This is a genomic window from Aquabacter sp., from assembly GCF_965279295.1.
Lineage (GTDB): Bacteria > Pseudomonadota > Alphaproteobacteria > Rhizobiales > Xanthobacteraceae > Aquabacter.
On sequence record NZ_CBDIHQ010000018.1, the window covers coordinates 97,557 to 116,381 of the forward strand.

At 64.9% G+C, this 18,825-nt stretch carries 16 protein-coding genes and 1 riboswitch; of the genes, 5 read left to right on the forward strand and 11 right to left on the reverse strand.

The annotated features are described in order from the left end of the window. Positions 1 to 5 precede the first annotated feature (5 nt). The 3 genes from ADADO0_RS18275 to rnr are packed head-to-tail and all read right to left on the reverse strand — an operon-like array spanning position 6 to position 3,518. A complete protein-coding gene (locus ADADO0_RS18275; RefSeq protein ID WP_511306636.1) occupies positions 6 to 740 on the reverse strand; it encodes an NUDIX hydrolase in 735 nt (244 codons plus the stop codon). Then, a complete protein-coding gene (locus ADADO0_RS18280) occupies positions 737 to 1,165 on the reverse strand; it encodes a DUF983 domain-containing protein (RefSeq protein WP_511306637.1) in 429 nt (142 codons plus the stop codon). Before ADADO0_RS18280 ends, ADADO0_RS18275 begins: the two co-directional genes overlap by 4 nt. A 34-nt stretch (positions 1,166 to 1,199) precedes the next feature. Next, positions 1,200 to 3,518: a ribonuclease R gene (rnr, locus tag ADADO0_RS18285; RefSeq protein WP_511307221.1), complete on the reverse strand. Its 2,319-nt coding sequence runs from the start codon at positions 3,516 to 3,518 to the stop codon at positions 1,200 to 1,202. A gap of 323 nt (positions 3,519 to 3,841) precedes the next feature. Between rnr and ADADO0_RS18290 the strand changes: the two genes are divergently transcribed. Continuing rightward, positions 3,842 to 5,329 carry an MDR family MFS transporter gene (locus ADADO0_RS18290; RefSeq protein ID WP_511306638.1) on the forward strand — a complete coding sequence of 496 codons (1,488 nt, stop codon included), beginning with the start codon at positions 3,842 to 3,844 and terminating at the stop codon, positions 5,327 to 5,329. 51 nt (positions 5,330 to 5,380) lie between these two features. Here the strand turns inward: ADADO0_RS18290 and topA are convergent, their stop codons facing one another. After that, positions 5,381 to 8,062, reverse strand: coding sequence for a type I DNA topoisomerase (topA, locus tag ADADO0_RS18295; protein WP_511306639.1), 2,682 nt, complete (start codon positions 8,060 to 8,062; stop codon positions 5,381 to 5,383). Between the two features lie 194 nt (positions 8,063 to 8,256). Between topA and ADADO0_RS18300 the strand changes: the two genes are divergently transcribed. Then, positions 8,257 to 8,454: a hypothetical protein gene (locus ADADO0_RS18300; RefSeq protein ID WP_511306640.1), complete on the forward strand. Its 198-nt coding sequence runs from the start codon at positions 8,257 to 8,259 to the stop codon at positions 8,452 to 8,454. Positions 8,455 to 8,456: 2 nt separating this feature from the next. On the opposite strand, the gene dprA is transcribed toward ADADO0_RS18300, so the two are convergent. The 4 genes from dprA to ADADO0_RS18320 are packed head-to-tail and all read right to left on the reverse strand — an operon-like array spanning position 8,457 to position 12,483. Continuing rightward, positions 8,457 to 9,566 (reverse strand): DNA-processing protein DprA, encoded by a 1,110-nt coding sequence (gene dprA, locus ADADO0_RS18305; RefSeq protein WP_511306641.1) that lies wholly within the window; start codon positions 9,564 to 9,566, stop codon positions 8,457 to 8,459. Then, positions 9,563 to 10,198, reverse strand: coding sequence for a glycerol-3-phosphate 1-O-acyltransferase PlsY (gene plsY, locus ADADO0_RS18310; RefSeq protein ID WP_511306642.1), 636 nt, complete (start codon positions 10,196 to 10,198; stop codon positions 9,563 to 9,565). The genes dprA and plsY overlap by 4 nt, the downstream gene beginning before the upstream one ends. Before the next feature lie 31 nt (positions 10,199 to 10,229). Continuing rightward, positions 10,230 to 11,543, reverse strand: coding sequence for a dihydroorotase (locus ADADO0_RS18315; RefSeq protein ID WP_511306643.1), 1,314 nt, complete (start codon positions 11,541 to 11,543; stop codon positions 10,230 to 10,232). Next, complete coding sequence (locus tag ADADO0_RS18320; protein WP_511306644.1) at positions 11,536 to 12,483, reverse strand: aspartate carbamoyltransferase catalytic subunit; 948 nt, start codon at positions 12,481 to 12,483, stop codon at positions 11,536 to 11,538. Before ADADO0_RS18320 ends, ADADO0_RS18315 begins: the two co-directional genes overlap by 8 nt. Positions 12,484 to 12,798: 315 nt before the next feature. Here ADADO0_RS18320 and ADADO0_RS18325 point away from each other — a divergent pair, with 315 nt between their 5' ends. Further along, a complete protein-coding gene (locus tag ADADO0_RS18325; RefSeq protein WP_511306645.1) occupies positions 12,799 to 13,254 on the forward strand; it encodes a hypothetical protein in 456 nt (151 codons plus the stop codon). Between the two features lie 4 nt (positions 13,255 to 13,258). On the opposite strand, the gene ADADO0_RS18330 is transcribed toward ADADO0_RS18325, so the two are convergent. Together ADADO0_RS18330 and ruvX are read right to left on the reverse strand one after the other, a co-directional pair. Then, complete coding sequence (locus ADADO0_RS18330) at positions 13,259 to 14,197, reverse strand: AEC family transporter (protein ID WP_511306646.1); 939 nt, start codon at positions 14,195 to 14,197, stop codon at positions 13,259 to 13,261. A gap of 349 nt (positions 14,198 to 14,546) precedes the next feature. Beyond that, the gene (ruvX, locus tag ADADO0_RS18335) at positions 14,547 to 15,074 is read right to left on the reverse strand and encodes a Holliday junction resolvase RuvX (RefSeq protein ID WP_511306647.1); all 528 of its coding nucleotides are present in this window, start codon (positions 15,072 to 15,074) and stop codon (positions 14,547 to 14,549) included. A 105-nt stretch (positions 15,075 to 15,179) separates the two neighbouring features. On the opposite strand from ruvX, the gene ADADO0_RS18340 reads away from it, so the two are divergent. Continuing rightward, positions 15,180 to 15,890, forward strand: coding sequence for a metal-dependent hydrolase (locus ADADO0_RS18340; protein ID WP_511306648.1), 711 nt, complete (start codon positions 15,180 to 15,182; stop codon positions 15,888 to 15,890). Positions 15,891 to 16,247: 357 nt separating this feature from the next. Further along, complete coding sequence (locus ADADO0_RS18345; protein WP_511306649.1) at positions 16,248 to 16,607, forward strand: hypothetical protein; 360 nt, start codon at positions 16,248 to 16,250, stop codon at positions 16,605 to 16,607. A gap of 73 nt (positions 16,608 to 16,680) precedes the next feature. On the opposite strand, the gene thiC is transcribed toward ADADO0_RS18345, so the two are convergent. Further along, positions 16,681 to 18,528 (reverse strand): phosphomethylpyrimidine synthase ThiC, encoded by a 1,848-nt coding sequence (thiC, locus tag ADADO0_RS18350; protein WP_511306650.1) that lies wholly within the window; start codon positions 18,526 to 18,528, stop codon positions 16,681 to 16,683. A gap of 82 nt (positions 18,529 to 18,610) precedes the next feature. Beyond that, a riboswitch (TPP riboswitch) is annotated at positions 18,611 to 18,745 on the reverse strand. Positions 18,746 to 18,825 lie beyond the last annotated feature (80 nt).

Sequence of the window (18,825 nt, forward strand, 5' to 3'; positions counted from 1 at the left end):
CTAATCTAATTCAGGACGGCCCGGACGAAGCGGCCATGATGCATGCTGTAGAACGGCACAGGCAACTCGCGCCGGAAGCCGGCTTCAAGGCGGGCGCTCACCTCTTGGAGAATGACGCGCGTGATGGTGGGAAGTTCCGCCTTCTTGGTTTCTTCAAAGGTCAGCCAACGGGTCTCGATGAGTTCCGAGGACGGACCGACCAGTCCCTCCACCCGCTCGCACACTGCGCCGGCATCGGCGGCGAAAAAGCGGGTATCAAATCGCTTCGGCCGGCGCGGCGGTGTGATGGCGCGCAGCACGAAGGTCAGGGCTTCCAGATCCGGGAAGACACCTTTCTCGGCGAAAGCCTTCCAGGAATCGGACGGACTATCGGGGCTGCCGGCGTCCTTGGTGCCGAGCATCAGCCCGGTTTCCTCATACATTTCGCGGATCGCCGCCGAGGCGAGGGCGCGCCCTCGGGTGGCACTGGGGCGCGATACGTGCTCCTGAAGCCGCCGCTCGCTCTCTTTGTCCAGCACGCCGTGAACCGGCATCGACTTGTCGGTCAGTTCGACCCGCCCGCCCGGAAACACGAAGACGTTCGGCATGAATTTGTGGCCGGGGTGGCGCAGACCCATGAGGACGCGCGGCTCCTTGCCGGTGCGATCCAGAAGCACGAGGGCTGCGGCGTCGCGCGGGCGCGAATTGGGCGAATCCTGGCGGCGTTCCGCCGTGGTGAGGTATGCGGCAAGGTCGGTCATGGTGCCTTTGGCCGTACTGCGGCCGGTGGGAATGGTTCGTGATCCGGGCTGCGAGGGTCGAAACCATGCATCCGTAAGGCCCACTGGAGGCCGACGAGTGCGCCCTTTATGGGCGGCAGAAGCGCAAGGCTCAAGAGGAGAGTCAGCGGCATGAAGATCGAAAGGTGCAGCCAGATCGCAGGGCGGAAGACGTCTTCAACGATCACCAGCAGCGGGACCACGATATGCCCGACCACGACAATCACCATATAAGGCGGCGCGTCATCGGCCTGGTGGTGATACAGCGCCTCGCCGCAAACGTTGCAGTTATCGACCACCTTCAGATAGGCGCGAAACATCTTGCCCCGGCCGCATTTGGGGCAGCGGCACATCAAGCCGCGCTTGATGGCCTCACCGGGCGCGCGCGGGGCGCGATCCTCGATCATGGTCGTGAGAACATCTGTCATGTCTGCGCGGTCTTCACGATTGCTTGCGACCCTTGCTGCGTCCGGATTTCGGGACATGGCTGCCGTCGTGCTTTCGGCGCGGCGGGCCTCCGGGCTTTCCGCTGCCTTTCGGCACAGTTCGCGGACCTTTCGGCTTGCTGCGTCCGCCCCCTAGATAGGTGCCTTCGGTCAGAAGCTCAAATCGCAGCGCCCCCGCGACCGGGGCAGCCTCCACCAATTTCACCTGCACGCGATCGCCGATGCGGTGCATTTCGCCGGTCCGGTCACCCACAAGTGCCTGTCGGGTCTCGTCAAACCGATAATAATCCGCGCCCAGCGTCGAGGCGGGGATGAAGCCGTCGGCACCGGTCTCGTCCAGCGCGACAAAGAGCCCCGACTTGGTCGCCCCGGTGATGCGCGCCGCGAATGTCGCGCCGATCTGGTCGGCGAGATGATGGGCGATCAGCCGATCCACAGTCTCCCGCTCGGCGGCCATGGCCCGGCGCTCGGTGACGGAGATGGCGGCGGCGACCTCCGAGAGTTCGGCAGGCGTCACCCCCTCAGGCAGTCCGTCCCGGCCGAAATCGTGGGCGCGCACCAGCCCGCGATGCACGATCAGGTCCGCATAGCGCCGGATCGGCGAGGTGAAATGGGCGTAGCGGCGCAGGTTGAGGCCGAAATGTCCGTAATTGTCGGACGAATATTCCGCCTGGGACTGGCTGCGCAGGATCACCTGATTGACCAGGGGCGCGACATCCGAGTTCTCCACCTGCTCCAGGATGCGGTTGAAATTCTCCGGCCGCACCGTGTCGCTCTTGGCCAGCTTGATGTCGATGGTGAGCAGGAAAGTGCGCAGATTCGCCAGCTTCTCCAGCGTCGGGCCGTCATGGACGCGGTAGACCAGCGGCGTGTGCTTCGCCTCCAGCGTCTCTGCGGCGGCGACGTTGGCGAGGATCATGAATTCCTCGATCAGCCGGTGCGCATCCAGGCGCGCGGGCACGATCACACGATCGACGGTGCCGTCCTCCTTCAGCAGGATCTTGCGTTCCGGCAGGTTGAGGTCGAGCGGTTGGCGCGCGTCCCGTGCCTTCTTCACGCAGGCATAGGCGGCATAGAGCGGGCGCAGCACGCCATCTAGTAGCGGCGTCGTGGTCTCGTCGGGCTGGCCGTCGATGGCGGCCTGGGCCTGGGCGTAGGCGAGCTTCGCCGCCGAGCGCATCAGGATGCGGTGGAAGGTATGGGATTTCTTGCGTCCGTCGCTGTTGATCACCATGCGGACGGCGAGGGCGGGGCGATCCTCCAGCGGGCGCAGCGAGCAGAGATCATTGGAGATGCGCTCCGGCAGCATCGGCACGACGCGGTCGGGGAAATAGACGGAATTGCCGCGCAGCAACGCTTCGCGATCCAGCGCGGATCCGGGCTGGATATAGGCGGCGACATCGGCGATGGCGACGATCACGATAAACCCACCCGGATTGGACGGGTCGGTATCGGGCTCGGCGTGCACCGCGTCGTCATGGTCCTTCGCGTCGGGCGGATCGATGGTGAGAAGCGGCACGTCGCGCCAGTCCTCGCGGCCGGCCTTGGCGGCGGGCTTTGCCTTTTCCGCTTCCGCGAGAACGTTTTGGGGGAAGACGTGGGGAATGCCATGGGCGTGGATCGCCACCAGCGAGATTGCCTTCTCGCTCGACAACGAGCCCAGCTTCTCCTTAACCCGTGCCATGGGCAAGCCGTAAACCCGCTCGCGCATCATTTCGACGGACACCAGATCGCCGTCGCCAGCGTCCTGCTCGGCACCGGCGGGCACCTGAAGCTCGCGACCCAGGTTTTTCTTGTCGATGGGGAGAATGCGTCCGCCGCCGCCGGGTAATGCGCGATAGATGCCGAGGGTCTGCTTGCGGGCCTTCTCGATCACCTTGATGACCCGCCCCACGTAGCGGTCGTCCTCACGCGAATCCGCAATGCGCAGAAGCACCCGGTCTGACAGGCCGGGCGCCGGGCCGCGTGCATGCCGGGGCACCTGGACAAGGATGCGCGGCGCCTCGCCGTGTTCCGCCTCATCCCATTCCACCGGAATGGCGAGGAACTCGCCGTCCGCGTCTCGGCTCGTCACGTCGGCAAGAACCACCCCTGGCAGGGCACCGGGCACATGGACCTTGCGGCCGCGCCGATCGATGGTGCCGTCGTCCCCGAGGTCGCGCAGCAGGTTCTTCAGGTCGATTTTCTGGCTCGCATCAAGGCCGAAAGCGCGCGCGATGTCGCGCTTGCTAACATCTCCGCCGCGCGCGGCGACGAAGGCCATCAATTCTTCCTTGGAGGGAAGTTGTCCCTCGCGCACGGGCGGGGCGGGCAGGGGCCTTCCGGCGGTCCGCTGGCCGGTCTTGGCCCTGGGGCCCGGAGAGCGGCCGGCTGGGGAGATGCGCTTTGCCAAGATTCGCCTTCGCCAATTTGCCTTGCGGCAGGATTCGCCTTGCGTCCGCTCAGGCTACTCGACCCCGGCGCCGTGGGCGAGTCGCGGGCTCAGGTTGCGAAAATAGTAAGGCTGCCTCATTATAAACCCATCGAGATCCTCTCGAATATGCAGGGTGTCACGGCACAGAGCCGGTCCGGCAGTCCGGGATTTCTCCATTAAAAATTCCATGCGTCACCCGGCGCACTTGAAAAGAGCCAGCCTCAATGAGCGGCGTGTCCGAGCCTGAAGAGACGTCGACGACGTTTTCCCACAAAGAGATTCTCTCCATCATTTTCGGTGTCATGCTGGCGATGTTCCTGGCGGCGCTCGATCAGACGATCGTCGCCACGGCGCTCCCCACCATCGGCGCGGATCTCAATGATCTGGTCAATCTGTCCTGGGTGGTGACGGCCTATCTTCTGGCGTCCACCACGGTCACGCCGCTGTACGGCAAGCTCAGCGACATCCACGGACGCGGCGTCGTGCTGCTGGTGGCGATCGCGCTGTTCTCCATCGGCTCGCTCGCCTGCGCCATGTCGCAAAGCATGCTGATGCTGGTGATTTCGCGCGGCCTCCAAGGCCTTGGCGGCGGCGGGTTGATCTCGCTGGCGCAGACCATCATCGCCGATATCGTCTCGCCGCGTGAGCGCGGGAGATACCAGGGCTATTTCGCCAGCGTGTTTGCGTTCAGCAGCGTGGCCGGCCCGGTGGTGGGCGGCATTTTCGCCCAGCATCTGCACTGGTCGCTGATCTTTTGGATCAACATTCCCCTCGGCCTCGCCGCGTTCCTTGTGATGCGCAAGATGCTGGGCCGCCTGCCGCGCCATGGGCGGCCGCATAAGATGGACTATCTCGGCTGCGCCTTGATGGTGGTCTCCTCCACCTCGCTGCTACTCGCGATGACGTCGGGCGGAACGCATTTCGCCTGGACCAGTCCACAGATCATCCTGCTGCTGGCGGTGTTCGTTATGGCGGGGGCGGCGTTCATCTGGCGCATGCGCACAGCGGCGGAGCCGTTCCTGCCCCTGTCGATCCTGTCGAACCCGGTGGTGGGAAGCGCGACCGGCGCGGCCTGCTTCATCTATGGCACCATGATCGCGCTCACCATCATGACGCCGCTTTATTTCGAGACCGCGCGTGGCTTCACGGCCAGCATGGCGGGACTGGCGTTGATCCCGCAGATGACTGCGACGGTCCTCGGCGCCGTGCTTGGCGGACGCGCCATGGCGAAGCTGCAGCATTACAAACGGCCGGCGGTGTTCGGGATGGTCCTGTCTGCGGCGAGCCTTCTTATCCTTGCGTTTTTGCCCGCCACCCTGCCGGTGTGGATCTGGATCTGCCTGTTCACGGTCGCGAGCGTCGGCATGGGCATGGTGTTCCCGATCTCGACCGTGTGCATTCAGAATGCGGTGCCGGTTCACCTGCTAGGCACCACCACGGGGGCAGCCAACTTCTTCCGGTCGCTGGGTGGCGCTCTGATGGTGGCAATGCTGGGCGCGGTCTTCATCGGCGCGCTGGGGATGGATCATCAGGGCGACGTGGCGCAACTCGCCCAAGGTGCCGACCAGGGGAAGCTCGCGTTCGCGTTCAGCCTGGTGTTCGCGGTCGCCGCAGCGTCGCTGATCTGCGGCCTCGGCTTCCTGCTTCAGATGAAGGAACTGCCGCTGCGCGCGACGGTGCGTGAATCCGCCGAGGCGCTCGTGGTCGAATGACCATGCACCGGTGACCATGCACCGGCCTTGGGCCGGTGCATTCGCGGTATCTCAGCCGGCGCTTTTCGCTGTCTTTGCCTTGGCCGGCGCCTTCTTCTTGGCTGTTGCCTTAGCGGCAGTGGTCTTTCCAGCCGCCTTGGTCCCGGCCTTCGCTTTGGCGGGTGCGCGCTTGGCCGGCGCATCGCCTGAAGCCGCCTTCGGGGTCTTTGCCCGCGTGGTGGTCTTGCTGGCGGGCATGGTTGCCGCCTTGGCATCGACGATGACGATCGCTTCCGCGAGAGCCAGGGTGTCGGGGTCCACGGATTTCGGCAGGGTCGCGTTGACCTTGCCATGGTTCACGTAAGGCCCGAAGCGCCCGGCGCGCACGGTAATCGCACCACCCGAGGGATGGTCGCCGAGATTGCGCCCGGCGGTCGCGCCGCCGCGTCCGCCCTTGGCCTGCTTTTCCGCAAGCAGCACCACCGCCCGGTTGAGGCCGATGGAGAGGATATCGTCGTCCTTATCCAGATTGGCGTAGACCCTGCCGTGCTGGATGTAAGGCCCAAACTTGCCGATGCCAGCCAGGATCGGTGCGCCGTCGTCCGGATGCACGCCCATGGTGCGGGGCAGGGCCAGCAGGGCCAGAGCGATCTCAAGCGTCACGTCTGCGGGCGCAAGCCCCTTCGGCAAGCTGGATCGCTTCGGCTTCTCGCCGTTCTCGGCCTCGCCAAGCTGGAGATAGGCGCCGAAGCGCCCATCGCGCAGGGTGACCTCAAGCCCGGTCTCAGGGTCGGGACCGAGCTTGCGTATACCATCGCCCTCGGGCGTCGCTTCTCCCGTAAGGGGGCGAGTGTGGCGGCATTCCGGATAATTCGAGCAGCCGATGAAGGCGCCAAACTTGCCCATCTTCAGCGACAGCCGGCCGGTCCCGCACGTCGGGCAGAGGCGCGGGTCCGTGCCGTCCGCAGTCGGGGGAAAGATGTGGGCGGTCAGGATCTCGTCGAGCGCGTCGAGAACCTGGGAGACCCGCAGCTCCTTGGTGGCGTCCACCGCCAGGATGAAATCGGCCCAGAACTCCCGCAGAACCTGCTTCCAGTCCATCTCGTCTGCCGAGATCTGGTCGAGCTTGGCTTCAAGGTCCGCCGTGAAATCGTATTCCACGTAGCGGGCGAAAAAGCTCTGAAGGAAGGCGGTGACGAGACGGCCCTTGTCCTCCGGGACGAGGCGCTTCTTGTCCAGCTTCACATATTCACGGTCGCGCAGCACCGCGAGCACGGCAGCGTAGGTGGAGGGACGGCCGATGCCGAGTTCCTCCATGCGCTTCACAAGCGAGGCTTCCGAATAACGCGGCGGCGGTTCGGTGAAATGCTGGCTGGTGACGATGTCGCGCTTGGACAGGGCATCGCCCTTGGCCATCGCAGGAAGGCGGCGGCCTTCCTCGTCATCATCATCATCGTCGCGGCCTTCGCGATACAGCGCGAGGAAGCCGTCGAACTTCACCACGGTGCCGGTCGCCGTCAGCTCGAGGTCGCGGCCGGAGACATTCGCGCGGATGTCGGCAGTGGTGCGCTCCATCTCCGCCGATTCCATCTGGCTGGCGATGGTGCGGGTCCAGATCAGCTCATAAAGCTTCAACTGCTCGGCATCGAGCACGCGCGCCACGGCGCCGGGCGAGCGATTCGAGTCGGTCGGCCTGATGGCCTCGTGGGCCTCCTGCGCATTCTTGGCCTTGGTGACGTATTTGCGCGGCGCGCTCGGCAGGTAGCGGTCGCCGAATTGAGCGGCGATGGCGCTGCGGGTCGCGGCAACCGCCTCCGGCGCCATGTCCACGCCGTCGGTTCGCATATAGGTAATGAGACCCACCGTCTCGCCACCCAAGTCCACGCCTTCGTACAGGCGCTGGGCGATCTGCATGGTGCGGGCAGGCGCCAGACCGAGCTTGCGGCTGGCTTCCTGCTGAAGCGTCGAGGTGGTGAAGGGCGGCTGCGGGTGGCGCCGCACCGGCTTCGCCTCGATGTTGCTGACGCTGAAGGCGGCGGCATCGAGCGCGGCGCGGAAGGCGGCGGCCTCGGCCGCCGTTCCCACCGAGAGGCGGGTGATCTTTTTGCCGTCGGCGCCGGACAGGCGGGCCTCAAAGGCATCGCCGCGCGGCGTCGCGAGCTGGGCCACGATCGACCAGTACTCACATGCGACGAAGACCTCGATTTCCCGTTCGCGGTCGCAGACCAGGCGCAGCGCCACCGACTGGACGCGTCCGGCGGAGCGTGCGCCGGGCAACTTGCGCCAGAGCACGGGAGAAAGATTGAAGCCGACCAGATAGTCGAGGGCGCGCCGGGCAAGGTAGGCATCCACCAGAGCCACATCGACGGCGCGAGGCGCCTTCATGGCGTCCAGCACCGCCTGCTTGGTGATGGCATTGAAGACCACGCGCTCGACCTTCTGGTCGCGCAGCGCCTTCTTCTCCTTCAGGATTTCGAGAACGTGCCAGGAAATGGCTTCGCCTTCGCGATCCGGATCGGTCGCCAGAATCAGGCCATCGGCCTTCTTGACCGCCTGAGCGATCTCGTTGAGCCGCTTCTGCGCCTTCGGGTCAATTTCCCAAAGCATGCGGAAGTCGGCATCGGGATCGACCGAACCATCCTTGGAAGGGAGATCGCGTACATGGCCGTAGGAGGCGATAACCTCATAGTCCGGACCAAGATATTTATTGATCGTCTTCGCCTTGGCAGGCGATTCGACGATGACGACCTGCATCGCAATTATCTCTTGAGAGCGCCGCGGCCCCTGCGGCGGCGGCAACATGGGGTGCGAAGGCGGGCCTGTCAAATTTCAGGCGACAGCCCAGCTTCAATGGCGTAAAAAGACAAATACAACTTTAAGTAGATTGTAAAACGCTCAGCAACCTTGAGGATCGCGCTATATTTCAAGCCAAAAGCTGGGAGCGATGAATGTCGGGCGATTCTCCTCCGGACCCTGAGGTCGACGCGATTCAGTTTGCCGATTATGTGGCGTCGCTGGCGGCGGAGCTTTCAAAATTGTCACGCGAACATGGACTTACCACACTGGCCTATGTTCTTGAAATCACGCGCCTTGAAGCGCGCAGCATCGCAAAGGGCAGCGAGTTCAGGCCGGGACGCCCGCGCTGAACTCAGATCAACGCGACCCTTCCGCCCGCCTGTCGTTCCAAACGCCCTGCCAGATCCAGTTCCAGCAGAACGATCTGCACGTCCGACGCGCTTGAACCGGAGAGGCGCACCAGATCATCCAGCGTCATCGGCACCGGTCCCAGCAGTTCGACGATTTTCGACCTGGTGGAATCGCCCGGCGGTTCGCGCGGGACATCGGGGGGCGGGGCCTCCACGTCCTGGATGCGTGGATGTGCCAGGAGAGGCGCAAGCATCTCGATGACATCTTCGGCGCAGGTCACGAACCCCGCACCACTCTTCAGCAGGCGGTTGGTGCCTCCGGCGCGTGGATCGAGCGGGGAGCCTGGAACCGCGAACACCTCGCGTCCCTGCTCGTTGGCCAGGCGGGCGGTAATCAGCGAGCCGGAGCGTTCCGCCGCTTCCACCACCACGACCGCCAGGGACATGCCGGAAACCAGCCGGTTGCGGTGGGGAAAGTCGCGGGCGCGCGGCTCCCAGAGCAGGGGCATCTCGGAGACCAGCGCGCCGGACTTGGCCATGCTTTCGATCAGCGCGATGTTTTCCGGGGGGTAGGGGCGGGCAAGGCCGCCGGCGAACACGCCGAGCGTTCCGGCATCGATGCTTGCCGCATGCGCGGCGGCATCGATGCCGCGCGCCAGGCCGGAAACGATGACATAGCCCGCCGCGGCAAGGTCGCGCGCGAGCCGCGCCGCCATTGTGCGCCCGGCGCCGGAGGCGTTGCGCGCGCCGACGATGGCGACCTTCGGCGCCGCCAGAATGGTTGCGGACCCGCGCACCGAAATCACGGGTGGCGCGTCGTCGATATGCCGGAGCGCGGGGGGATAGTCGGCATCGCCCGATGTGACGAGCCGGCCGTCCATTCGGGCGAGCGCCGCCACCTCGTCTTCGGCTTCTGCGCGACTGGGAATGCGCGGCGCTACCGTTCGGCCGCCACGGTGCGCCAGGGCGGGCAGGGCTTCGAGGGCGGCACCCGCGCCGCCGAACTGGTTGATCAGAGCACGAAACGTGCGAGGCCCGACATTCTCGGTGCGGATCAGCCGCAGCCAATCGAGGCGCTGCGCCTCGGTGAGCCGTGCCGCGCCCGGCGTCATCCCTCGGAATCGGCTTTTGGGGTCCCCTTGCTGCCGATGCGCCCTTCGGTCCCGGTCCGTAGCCGCGCGATGTTGGCGCTGTGCTTCAGCCACAGCATGACGGCGAGGACTGCGAGGAACAGCCCCGCCCCATGCGCTCCCAGCAGAAACGCGCCCACCGGTGTCGCCACCGAGGCCAGCAATGCGGCAAGCGAGGAATAGCGCGACGCGGCGGCAACGGCGATCCATACGACGATGAAGATCAGTCCGGCCGGCCAATACAGCCCGAGGGCGACGCCGAGGAAGGTGGCGACGCCCTTACCGCCCTTGAAGTCCAGCCACACCGGCCAGAGATGTCCGGCGAAGGCGCCGAGCCCCGCCAGCAGCGCCGCTTCCTTGCCCAGCAGATAGCGGGCTACCAGAACCGCCACGGTGCCCTTGAGCGCATCGCCCAGCAGCGTCATGGCCGCCAGGTCCTTGCGCCCGGTGCGCAGCACATTCGTGGCGCCGATGTTGCCGGAACCAATATTGCGGATATCGGCGGTGCCGGCGATCCGGGTGATCAGGATGCCGAAGGGAATAGAGCCCAGCAGATAGCCGAACAGGGCGGCACCCAGGGCAAGCGGCAGAGACAGGGACCAGGAAAAGGACATCAGTGCGCCGCTGCCAGAAGGAAAATACCGTTCAAACGTATTCGTACACGGTGCGTCCGGCAACGATGGTGCGCAGGACGCGTCCGGTCAGCCGGGCTGAATCGAACGGCGTGTTGCGCGAGCGCGACTTGAGCTGCGCCGCATCGAGCAGCCAGGGCATGTTGAGGTCGAAGACGACGATGTCTGCCGGCGCGCCGGGACGCAAGGTGCCGGCCCGAAGCCCGAGCAATTCCGCCGGGCGGGTCGAGAGCGCGCGCAGTAGGTTGACGAGATCGACCTCGTCGGAATGGACCAGCCGCAGCGCGGCGGACAGCAGCGTCTCCAGGCCGATGGCGCCGGGCTCGGCCTCGGCGAACGGCAGGCGCTTCACCTCCACGTCCTGCGGGTTGTGATCCGAGACCATGACGTCGATCAGGCCCGAGGCGAGGGCGCGTACCAGGGCTTTGCGATCATCCTCCGCCCGCAGCGGCGGGGCGACCTTGAAGAAGGTGCGATATTCCCCGACATCCAGTTCATTGAAGCTGAGGTGATTGATGCTGGCGGAGGCGGTGACGGGCAAACCCGCCTCCTTGGCGCGGGCCAGGACCTCCAACGAGTCCTGACAGGTCAGCGCCGCAGCGTGATAGCGCGAGCGGGTACCGGCGACCAGGCGCAGGTCGCGCTCCAACACGATGGTCTCAGCCCCCGCGGGGATTCCCGACAAGCCAAGGCGTGAAGCGAACGCGCCCTCGTTCATGGCACCGCCGGACATGGTGGCGTCTTCGGTGTGATGGACGATCAGCGCATCGAAATCGCGGGCGTACACCAGCGCCCGCCGCAACACCTGGGCGCTGGCGAGCGAACGGGTGCCGTCAGTGAAGGCCACGGCGCCGGCGGCCTGGAGCAGACCGATTTCGGTCATTTCCGTGCCACGGAGGCCCTTGGTAATGGTGGCCATAGGGTGCACGCGCACCACCGCCGTGTCGCGCGCCCGGCGAAGGATGAAGTCGACGATGGCCGGGTCGTCCACCGGCGGGTCTGTGTCCGGCTGGCAGACGATGGTGGTGACACCGCCCGCCGCCGCCGCGTGGCTGGCGGAGGCGAGAGTTTCGCGATGCTCGGCGCCCGGCTCGCCGATATAGGCGCGCATGTCGACAAGACCGGGGGCGACGACCGCGCCCCGGCAATCCACCACCTCTGCGCCGTCAGGAATGCCTCCGGCCGCGAGGCCGAACGCCGCGTCGCGGATGACGCCTTCCGAGAGCAGGATGTCGCCGTGGAAATCGGCGCCGCGCGAGGGATCGATGATCCGCGCGTTGGTCAGCATCAGGGGGTGAGGCTCGGCGCCGCGTCCGGTTTCACGCATTGGGAAGCTTCCGCGCCAGAACGTCGAGGACCGCCATGCGCACCGCGACGCCCATTTCCACCTGCTCGCGAATCAGCGACTGGGGGCCGTCCGCTACTGCGGAATCGATCTCGACCCCCCGGTTCATGGGTCCCGGATGCATCACCAGCGCATCGCGCTTGGCGCGCCGGAGCTTCACCTCGTCGAGGCCGAAATAATGGAAATATTCCTTCACCGAGGGGATGAAGGAGCCTGCCATCCGCTCGCGCTGTAGGCGCAGCATCATCACGATGTCGGCGCCGTCGAGCCCGCTTTCCATGGTCCGGTGCACTTCGACTCCATATTGCTCAATACCGGAGGGGATGAGCGAGGAGGGGGCAACCACGCGCACCTGCGCGCCGAGTGTCGCCAACAGCATCATGTTCGAGCGCGCCACCCGCGAATGCAGCACATCCCCGCAGATGGCGATGATGAGACCAGCGATACGGCCTTTATTGCGGCGGATGGTGAGGGCGTCGAGCAGCGCCTGGGTGGGATGCTCATGGGCGCCGTCGCCGGCGTTCACCACGCAGCAATCCACCTTGCGGGCGAGCAGCGCGACCGCGCCTGACGCATGGTGGCGCACCACCAGGATATCGGGATGCATGGCGTTCAACGTCATCGCGGTGTCGATGAGCGTCTCGCCCTTCTTCACCGACGAATTGCTCACCGACATGTTCATCACGTCGGCGCCGAGCCGCTTGCCGGCAATCTCGAAGGACGCCTGGGTGCGGGTCGAAGCCTCGAAGAACAGATTGATCTGGGTGCGCCCCCGCAGGGTGGTGCGCTTCTTTTCGATTTGCCGATTGAGATCGACGAATTCCTCCGCGTTATCGAGCAGACCGAGGATCTCGTCAGCGGACAGACCCTCGATGCCGATCAGGTCGCGGCGGTCGAGTGTGAAGGCGGAAGGAGCATGCATGACAAGCTCGGAGGTTTAAAGAAACCCGCCGCCACCGGCAAGCGCGGAACGGACTGCCACGCTTGCGCGTTTTCTTCACGAATGCGGTCAAAACTGTGCGGAAGCCAAGGCCCGAGCCAAGTGTCACCGCAATCTCGGTAAATGAAACACGAAACAGCCACGATTGTTTTCGGGTCGATCGAGGAAAGGCAAAGAAGATCACTAATGCTGATCAGTCGACACAATTTGGCTTGGTTCAAGTGTGAACGTTTGGGCATGTGTCTTGCGGATCCAAAGCAGTCATACGGAATCTGCAAGCTGCTGGAGACTTTGATCATGGCGACGATGGTTAAGAATTTTGCGGCATTGGGAATTGTCGCGGCACTGGGAGCGGCTGCGGCATCCCCGGCTTTTTCCGCATCCATCGGCACCGGCGCGCTGTCGGCGGTTCAGTCCGCCCCCGCCACGGTCACCCAGGTGGGCTATTATGGTCCCGGTTGGGGCGGTGGCGGCTGGGGTGGACGCGGCTGTTGGAATTGCGGTGGTGGCGGCTGGAATAACGGGGCCGCACTCGGTGTCGGCCTTGCCGCCGGCCTGATCGGCGGCGCGGCCATCGCGGCCGCCGCGGCCCCGCCGCCGGTCTATTATGCCCCGCCGCCCCCGGCCTATTACGCGCCGCCTCCTGCGTATTATGCGCCCCCGCCCGCAGCCTATTACCCGCCGCAGCGGGCCGCGGGGCGGTGTTGGTTTGAAACCGACAACCGCGGCTATGGCTATTGGGGCGCGTGCTGAGCCATCATGAACCCACCGCCGTCGCCGCGAAGGCGACGAGCGGCAGCGTAATGGCGGAAACCAGAATCTGAAGGGTCAAGATTTCCGCCAGCAGCGGCGCGTCACCGCCCATCTGCCGCGCCAGCACATAGCCGGAGGGTGAGGACGGTACACCGGCAAGCAGCGCGATTGTGGTCAGTTCCATGCCGCGCAGTCCGAATGCGTAGCCGATGGCGATCGTGCAGGCGGGCTTCATCACCAGGTCGAGCAGAATTGCCAAGGTTGTCGCCGGCTTGGGCTGCGCCAGCGTGCGGAGGGTGAGCCCGGCTCCCACCACAAGCAGTCCGACGGCGAGCGACGCGCGCCCCAGGATGTCGGTGAAATCCAAGGCCACCGTGGGCAATTTGATGCCGGCGAGGTTGATCGCCATGCCCAGCCCGCACGACCAGATGAGTGGATTGCGCAGCAATTGGCGCCCAACCTCAGCCATCCTCGGCGGCTTTGTGCTGGCGTGACGCGCCAGCACCCAGACGACCATCACGTTGACCACGGGGATCAGGCTGACCAGCGCCACCGCTGCCACAGCGACGCCTTCGCGCCCGAACAGTCCATCCACCACCGCCAGAGCGACATAGGAGTTCCAGCGCAGCACGCCCTGGGCCAGCGAGGTGAAGGCAGGTCCATCGATTGCGAAGCGGCGCGCCAGCATGGGCCGCAGTGCCAGCAGTCCGAAGAAAAACAGCGCCAGCGTGAGCGCGTAGGCGCCGACCACACCGGCAAAACTCACCTTGGACAGGTCCGCGCGAATGCCCGAGATCAGCAGCAGTGCCGGAAACAGCACGAAATAGGTCAACTGCTCCATACCGAACCAATGGCCGACATCGCGCAGCATCGTGCGCCTGAGCAGGTATCCCAACGCGATGATCAGCGCCACCGGGACCAGTGAGTTCAGGATCACCGACATTGCTGACGCGCGCCGTGTCCGCTGGGTTTAAACTGCCATCCCCCGCACGCGGGGGTCCTGCGAAATCCTGCCCGAGCGCTTCTCGCGGAGAGGCGCAATTCTTTACGTACAACAGTCTCGGCTGTTTTCACCTCTCCCCGAGGGGGGGAGGTCGGCTGCTTAGCAGCCGGGTGAGGGGGCTCCGATATCTCAGAACTGGAAAGGGTTGTCCCCCTCACCCCAACCCTCTCCCCGTGGGGGAGAGGGAGCCGAGTGCGCGTAACGCAACAGTCCCAAAACGGGACGCGACGACTGCCGCGCCGGAACATCCGTGGATCAAACCGCGCGCGAATCGCAGGAGCGGCGCCGTTCACGCTTCGTCTTCTTCTTCTGGAGCTGCATTGCGCAGGAAGTCCAATGCCCCTTCAAGAATGAACGCGGCCGCGTGCTGGTCGATGACCGCCGCGCGCCTGGCGCGGCTCATGTCGGCCGCGATCAGCGCGCGCTCGACCGCGACGGTCGAGAGGCGCTCGTCCCAGAGGGCGATGGGGCAACCGGACAGTCGCGCGAAGTTGCGGGCGAAGGTGCGGCTGGCCTGCGCGCGTGGGCCTTCAGAGCCGTCCATGTTCAGCGGCAGGCCGAGGACATAGGCGACCGCCTTGCGTTCTTTCGCCAGCAGCACGAGCCGTTGCGCATCTGCGGTGAATTTGGTGCGCCAGTGGGTCTCCACAACGGTTGCGATCCGCCGGTCCGGGTCGCAGGCCGCCACCCCGATGGTCTTGGTGCCGAGATCCAGCCCCAGCAGCGCCCCGCGCGGCGGCAGCAAGGGCGCGAGTTCGGCCAGGGTGAGAACCAGGGCGGGGGTCACGGAAGGAGGGGGCGGGGGTGCCGATGTCATATCCCCTCGCTATCATGTCCCGGCAGACGGGGCGAGGATGGCGCGCGCATGTCTCTTCGGCATGTCCCGCTTACGCTCCGATCATCTCTTGCAAAGGCATTTTCCATGAAAATCACCTGGTTCGGACACGCGGCCTTCCGATTGGAATTCGCTGACAAGGTGGTGCTGATCGACCCCTTCTTCACCGGCAATCCCGCTTTCTCGGGGGACCGGGCAGCGGCGGCGGCGGGGGTCACCCATATTCTTCTCACCCATGGTCACGACGACCACATCGGCGACACGGTCGCGCTGGTGCAGGAGGCCGCGAAGGAGGGGCGCGAGGTGCCGGTTGCGGCGAATCCGGAACTCAGCGTCTTCCTGCAAGGTCAGGGGTTGAAGGCACTGCAAATGATGAACACCGGCGGCACCGTGGCGCTCGGCGGCTTCACCGTCACCATGGTGCGTGCGGATCATTCCTCAGGTGGCGCGAGCGCGAACCCGACCAATCTCGGCAATGCCAACGGGATGATCGTGAAGGCCGAGGGTGAGCCGACGGTTTGGCATCTCGGCGACACGGACATCTTCTCGGACATGGCGCTGCTCAGCGAAATCCACCAGCCGAAGATCGCCTTCGTGCCGATCGGCGATCGTTTCACCATGGGACCCGAAATCGCCGCGTTGGCGGTGCGGCGCTTCCTGAACGTCGAGACCGTCGTACCCTGCCACTACGCCTCCTTCCCGCCCCTGGTCAAAGACCCCTCCGGCTTCGTCGCGGCGCTGGAAGGACATCCGACTAAGGTCATTGTCCCCACCAGCGGCATCCCCTTCGAGGTCTGATCGACCGAGACGCACCCCGTGCGCTCGTGCCCCCTCACTCTGCCGCTCGTGGGGTGAGGGGGGCGGCCATGCCGGGCACAGCACGGCCATCTCGGTGCATCCGCTTCCCGTGACCTTGCTAAGTTCGCCTTACCTTCAGGATGACGAGAGTAAAGCGCGCTCCCGGGTAATGTCCGACGGCCTGGCCTCCGCATGAAACGCGATTTTCATGTATCGGGGTTCGGAAGTTCTCGGAATTTGCGGTGCAACACCTTGCCAAGATGTCGCAATTGACGCCGTTTGCAAAAGGCGTACGCAAAAGCTCTGTGCGGGCAAGGCAATCACAAGATGGGGGCGGACATGAAAATGGCAGCGAGGATGGCTGGGTTGGCCTTGATGGCGGCCCTCGCGTTCCCGGCGGTGGGGAATGCGGCGAGCGCCAAGCAGGATTTCGATCTGGTCAACAAGACGGGCTACGATATCAGCCACGTCTACGTCTCTCCCACCAAGACCAATGATTGGGAAGAAGACGTGCTCGGCAAGGATGTGCTCGAGAACAACGATTCCTGGGAGATCAAGTTCGACCGCACCGACAACACCTGCAAGTGGGACCTGAAGGTCGTCTATGCCGACGACAATTCCAGCGCGGTATGGAAGAACATCGACCTGTGCACGGTGGAAGAGATCACGATCCGCTACAACCGGAAGAATGACACCACGAGTGCCAGCTTCAAGTGATCCGGCGCCTTCGGGCGTCGCTGAATTTCAAAAGGCCCTCCCTGGAAAACCAGGGAGGGCCTTTTTTGTTGGCCTATGCCGAAGGCGGCTGAGCGAGTTCGTCTTCAGGGCGGTAGATCTGGCTGCCGCCCTCGCGGAACTTGCGGGACATCTCGTCCATCCCGGCTTCCGCGCTCAGGATGCCGCCGGCCTCGATCTTCAACTCCTGGCTGATCTTCATGGAGCAGAATTTCGGACCGCACATGGAGCAGAAGTGGGCGACCTTCGCGCCTTCCGCCGGCAGGGTTTCGTCGTGGTATTGCTCCGCCGTCTCGGGGTCGAGCGAGAGCGCGAACTGGTCGCGCCAGCGGAACGAGAAGCGGGCGCGGGAGAGCGCGTCGTCCCGGATGCGCGCGGCTGGGTGCCCCTTGGCAAGGTCGGCGGCGTGCGCGGCGATCTTGTAGGAGATGACGCCGGCCTTCACGTCGTCGCGGTTGGGCAGGCCGAGATGTTCCTTCGGCGTCACGTAGCAGAGCATGGCGGTGCCGAACCAGCCGATCATCGCCGCGCCGATGGCGGAGGAGATGTGGTCGTAGCCGGGGGAGATATCCGTGACCAACGGGCCGAGGGTATAGAACGGCGCCTCGTGGCAGATCTTCAGCTGCTTCTCCACGTTCTCGCGGATCAGGTGCATGGGCACATGGCCCGGCCCTTCGATCATCACCTGGCAATCGTATTCCCAGGCGATCTCGGTGAGTTCGCCCAGCGTCTCCAGTTCGGCGAACTGGGCGGCGTCGTTGGCGTCGGCGATGGAGCCGGGACGCAGGCCGTCGCCCAGCGAGAAGGCGACGTCATACCAGGAGAAGATCTCGCACAATTCCTCGAAATGCTCGTAGAGGAAGCTCTCCTTGTGATGGGCGAGGCACCACTTCGCCATGATCGACCCGCCGCGCGAAACGATGCCGGTGACGCGGTTGGCGGTGAGCGGAATGTAGGGTAGGCGCACGCCGGCATGGACCGTCATATAGTCCACGCCCTGCTCTGCCTGCTCGATCACGGTATCGCGGAACACCTCCCAGGTGAGGTCCTCGGCCACCCCGTTGACCTTCTCCAGCGCCTGGTAGATCGGCACGGTGCCGATCGGAACCGAGGCGTTGCGGATGATCCATTCGCGGATGGTGTGGATGTTCTTCCCCGTGGAGAGGTCCATCACCGTGTCGCCGCCCCAGCGGGTGGCCCACACCAGCTTGTCCACCTCTTCCGCGATGCCTGAGGTGACGGCGGAATTGCCGATATTGGCGTTGATCTTCACCAGGAAGTTCCGGCCGATAATCATCGGCTCGGTTTCCAGGTGGTTGATATTGTTGGGGATGATGGCCCGGCCGCGGGCCACTTCCTGGCGCACGAACTCGCCGGTCATGTCCACGGGGATAGAGGCGCCGAGGCTCATGGCCATGTGTTTGGGATGGGCGCCGCCATTGGCGCGGGCGAGGTTCTCGCGCGCCGCGACATATTCCATCTCGGCGGTGACGATGCCGGCGCGGGCATAGGCCATCTGGGTCGGCCGCTTGCCGGCCTTGGCGCGCAGGGGCTTGCGGCCGGTGCGGTCGAATGCGGGCAGGTGGCTCACCTGGCCGGCTTTCAGCCCGTCATCCTCGGGCTTCTGGGCCCGGCCTTCGACCTCCTCGACATCGCCGCGCTCCAGCACCCACTGGCGGCGCAGTTCTGACAAGCCCTTGGTCAGGTCGATCAGCGCGTTGTGGTCGGTATAGGGGCCGGAGGTGTCGTAGACCCGAACCGGGGGTTCGTTCTTGTCCGAGAGCACGATCTCGCGCATCGCCACCTGGACGTCGGGGCGGCTCGTGGGAATCAGGACCTTGTGGGAATAGGGCAGGGGTCCCGTCGTCACCTTGAGGGACGAGGTAGAGGCTTCGTCGAGCATACGGATCTCCTTTAAGCTTGCGCTCCAAATGAGATCCGGGATGAGCTTCAGGAGACGGTTGGCGCCATGGACTCCACGCGGGAGCCGCAAGCTGTTCCGATCCCTTCGCCGGCATGACCCGGATCAGGTTCGAAGGGTCATCGCTGCGCCGGTGGTCAATGTGACCATCCGAAATGCGATCTCTCAGCCCCGTCGCGGGGCTCCCCTTGGAATTCCTTCACAGTGCGGATGGTGTGCCGGCATGTCAACGCTGCGGTGCAACATGGTGGAGCGTGGAAAATCTGCCTTCAGTTGGCG

Bases quoted from the DNA above. Each gene is read 5' to 3' on its own strand.
- ADADO0_RS18275 (WP_511306636.1), bottom strand. From the start codon at position 740: ATGACCGACCTTGCCGCATACCTCACCACGGCGGAACGCCGCCAGGAT.
- ADADO0_RS18280 (WP_511306637.1), bottom strand. From the start codon at position 1,165: ATGATCGAGGATCGCGCCCCGCGCGCGCCCGGTGAGGCCATCAAGCGC.
- ADADO0_RS18290 (WP_511306638.1), top strand. From the start codon at position 3,842: ATGAGCGGCGTGTCCGAGCCTGAAGAGACGTCGACGACGTTTTCCCAC.
- topA (WP_511306639.1), bottom strand. From the start codon at position 8,062: ATGCAGGTCGTCATCGTCGAATCGCCTGCCAAGGCGAAGACGATCAAT.
- ADADO0_RS18300 (WP_511306640.1), top strand. From the start codon at position 8,257: ATGTCGGGCGATTCTCCTCCGGACCCTGAGGTCGACGCGATTCAGTTT.
- dprA (WP_511306641.1), bottom strand. From the start codon at position 9,566: ATGACGCCGGGCGCGGCACGGCTCACCGAGGCGCAGCGCCTCGATTGG.
- plsY (WP_511306642.1), bottom strand. From the start codon at position 10,198: ATGTCCTTTTCCTGGTCCCTGTCTCTGCCGCTTGCCCTGGGTGCCGCC.
- ADADO0_RS18315 (WP_511306643.1), bottom strand. From the start codon at position 11,543: ATGCGTGAAACCGGACGCGGCGCCGAGCCTCACCCCCTGATGCTGACC.
- ADADO0_RS18320 (WP_511306644.1), bottom strand. From the start codon at position 12,483: ATGCATGCTCCTTCCGCCTTCACACTCGACCGCCGCGACCTGATCGGC.
- ADADO0_RS18325 (WP_511306645.1), top strand. From the start codon at position 12,799: ATGGCGACGATGGTTAAGAATTTTGCGGCATTGGGAATTGTCGCGGCA.
- ADADO0_RS18330 (WP_511306646.1), bottom strand. From the start codon at position 14,197: ATGTCGGTGATCCTGAACTCACTGGTCCCGGTGGCGCTGATCATCGCG.
- ruvX (WP_511306647.1), bottom strand. From the start codon at position 15,074: ATGACATCGGCACCCCCGCCCCCTCCTTCCGTGACCCCCGCCCTGGTT.
- ADADO0_RS18340 (WP_511306648.1), top strand. From the start codon at position 15,180: ATGAAAATCACCTGGTTCGGACACGCGGCCTTCCGATTGGAATTCGCT.
- ADADO0_RS18345 (WP_511306649.1), top strand. From the start codon at position 16,248: ATGGCTGGGTTGGCCTTGATGGCGGCCCTCGCGTTCCCGGCGGTGGGG.
- thiC (WP_511306650.1), bottom strand. From the start codon at position 18,528: ATGCTCGACGAAGCCTCTACCTCGTCCCTCAAGGTGACGACGGGACCC.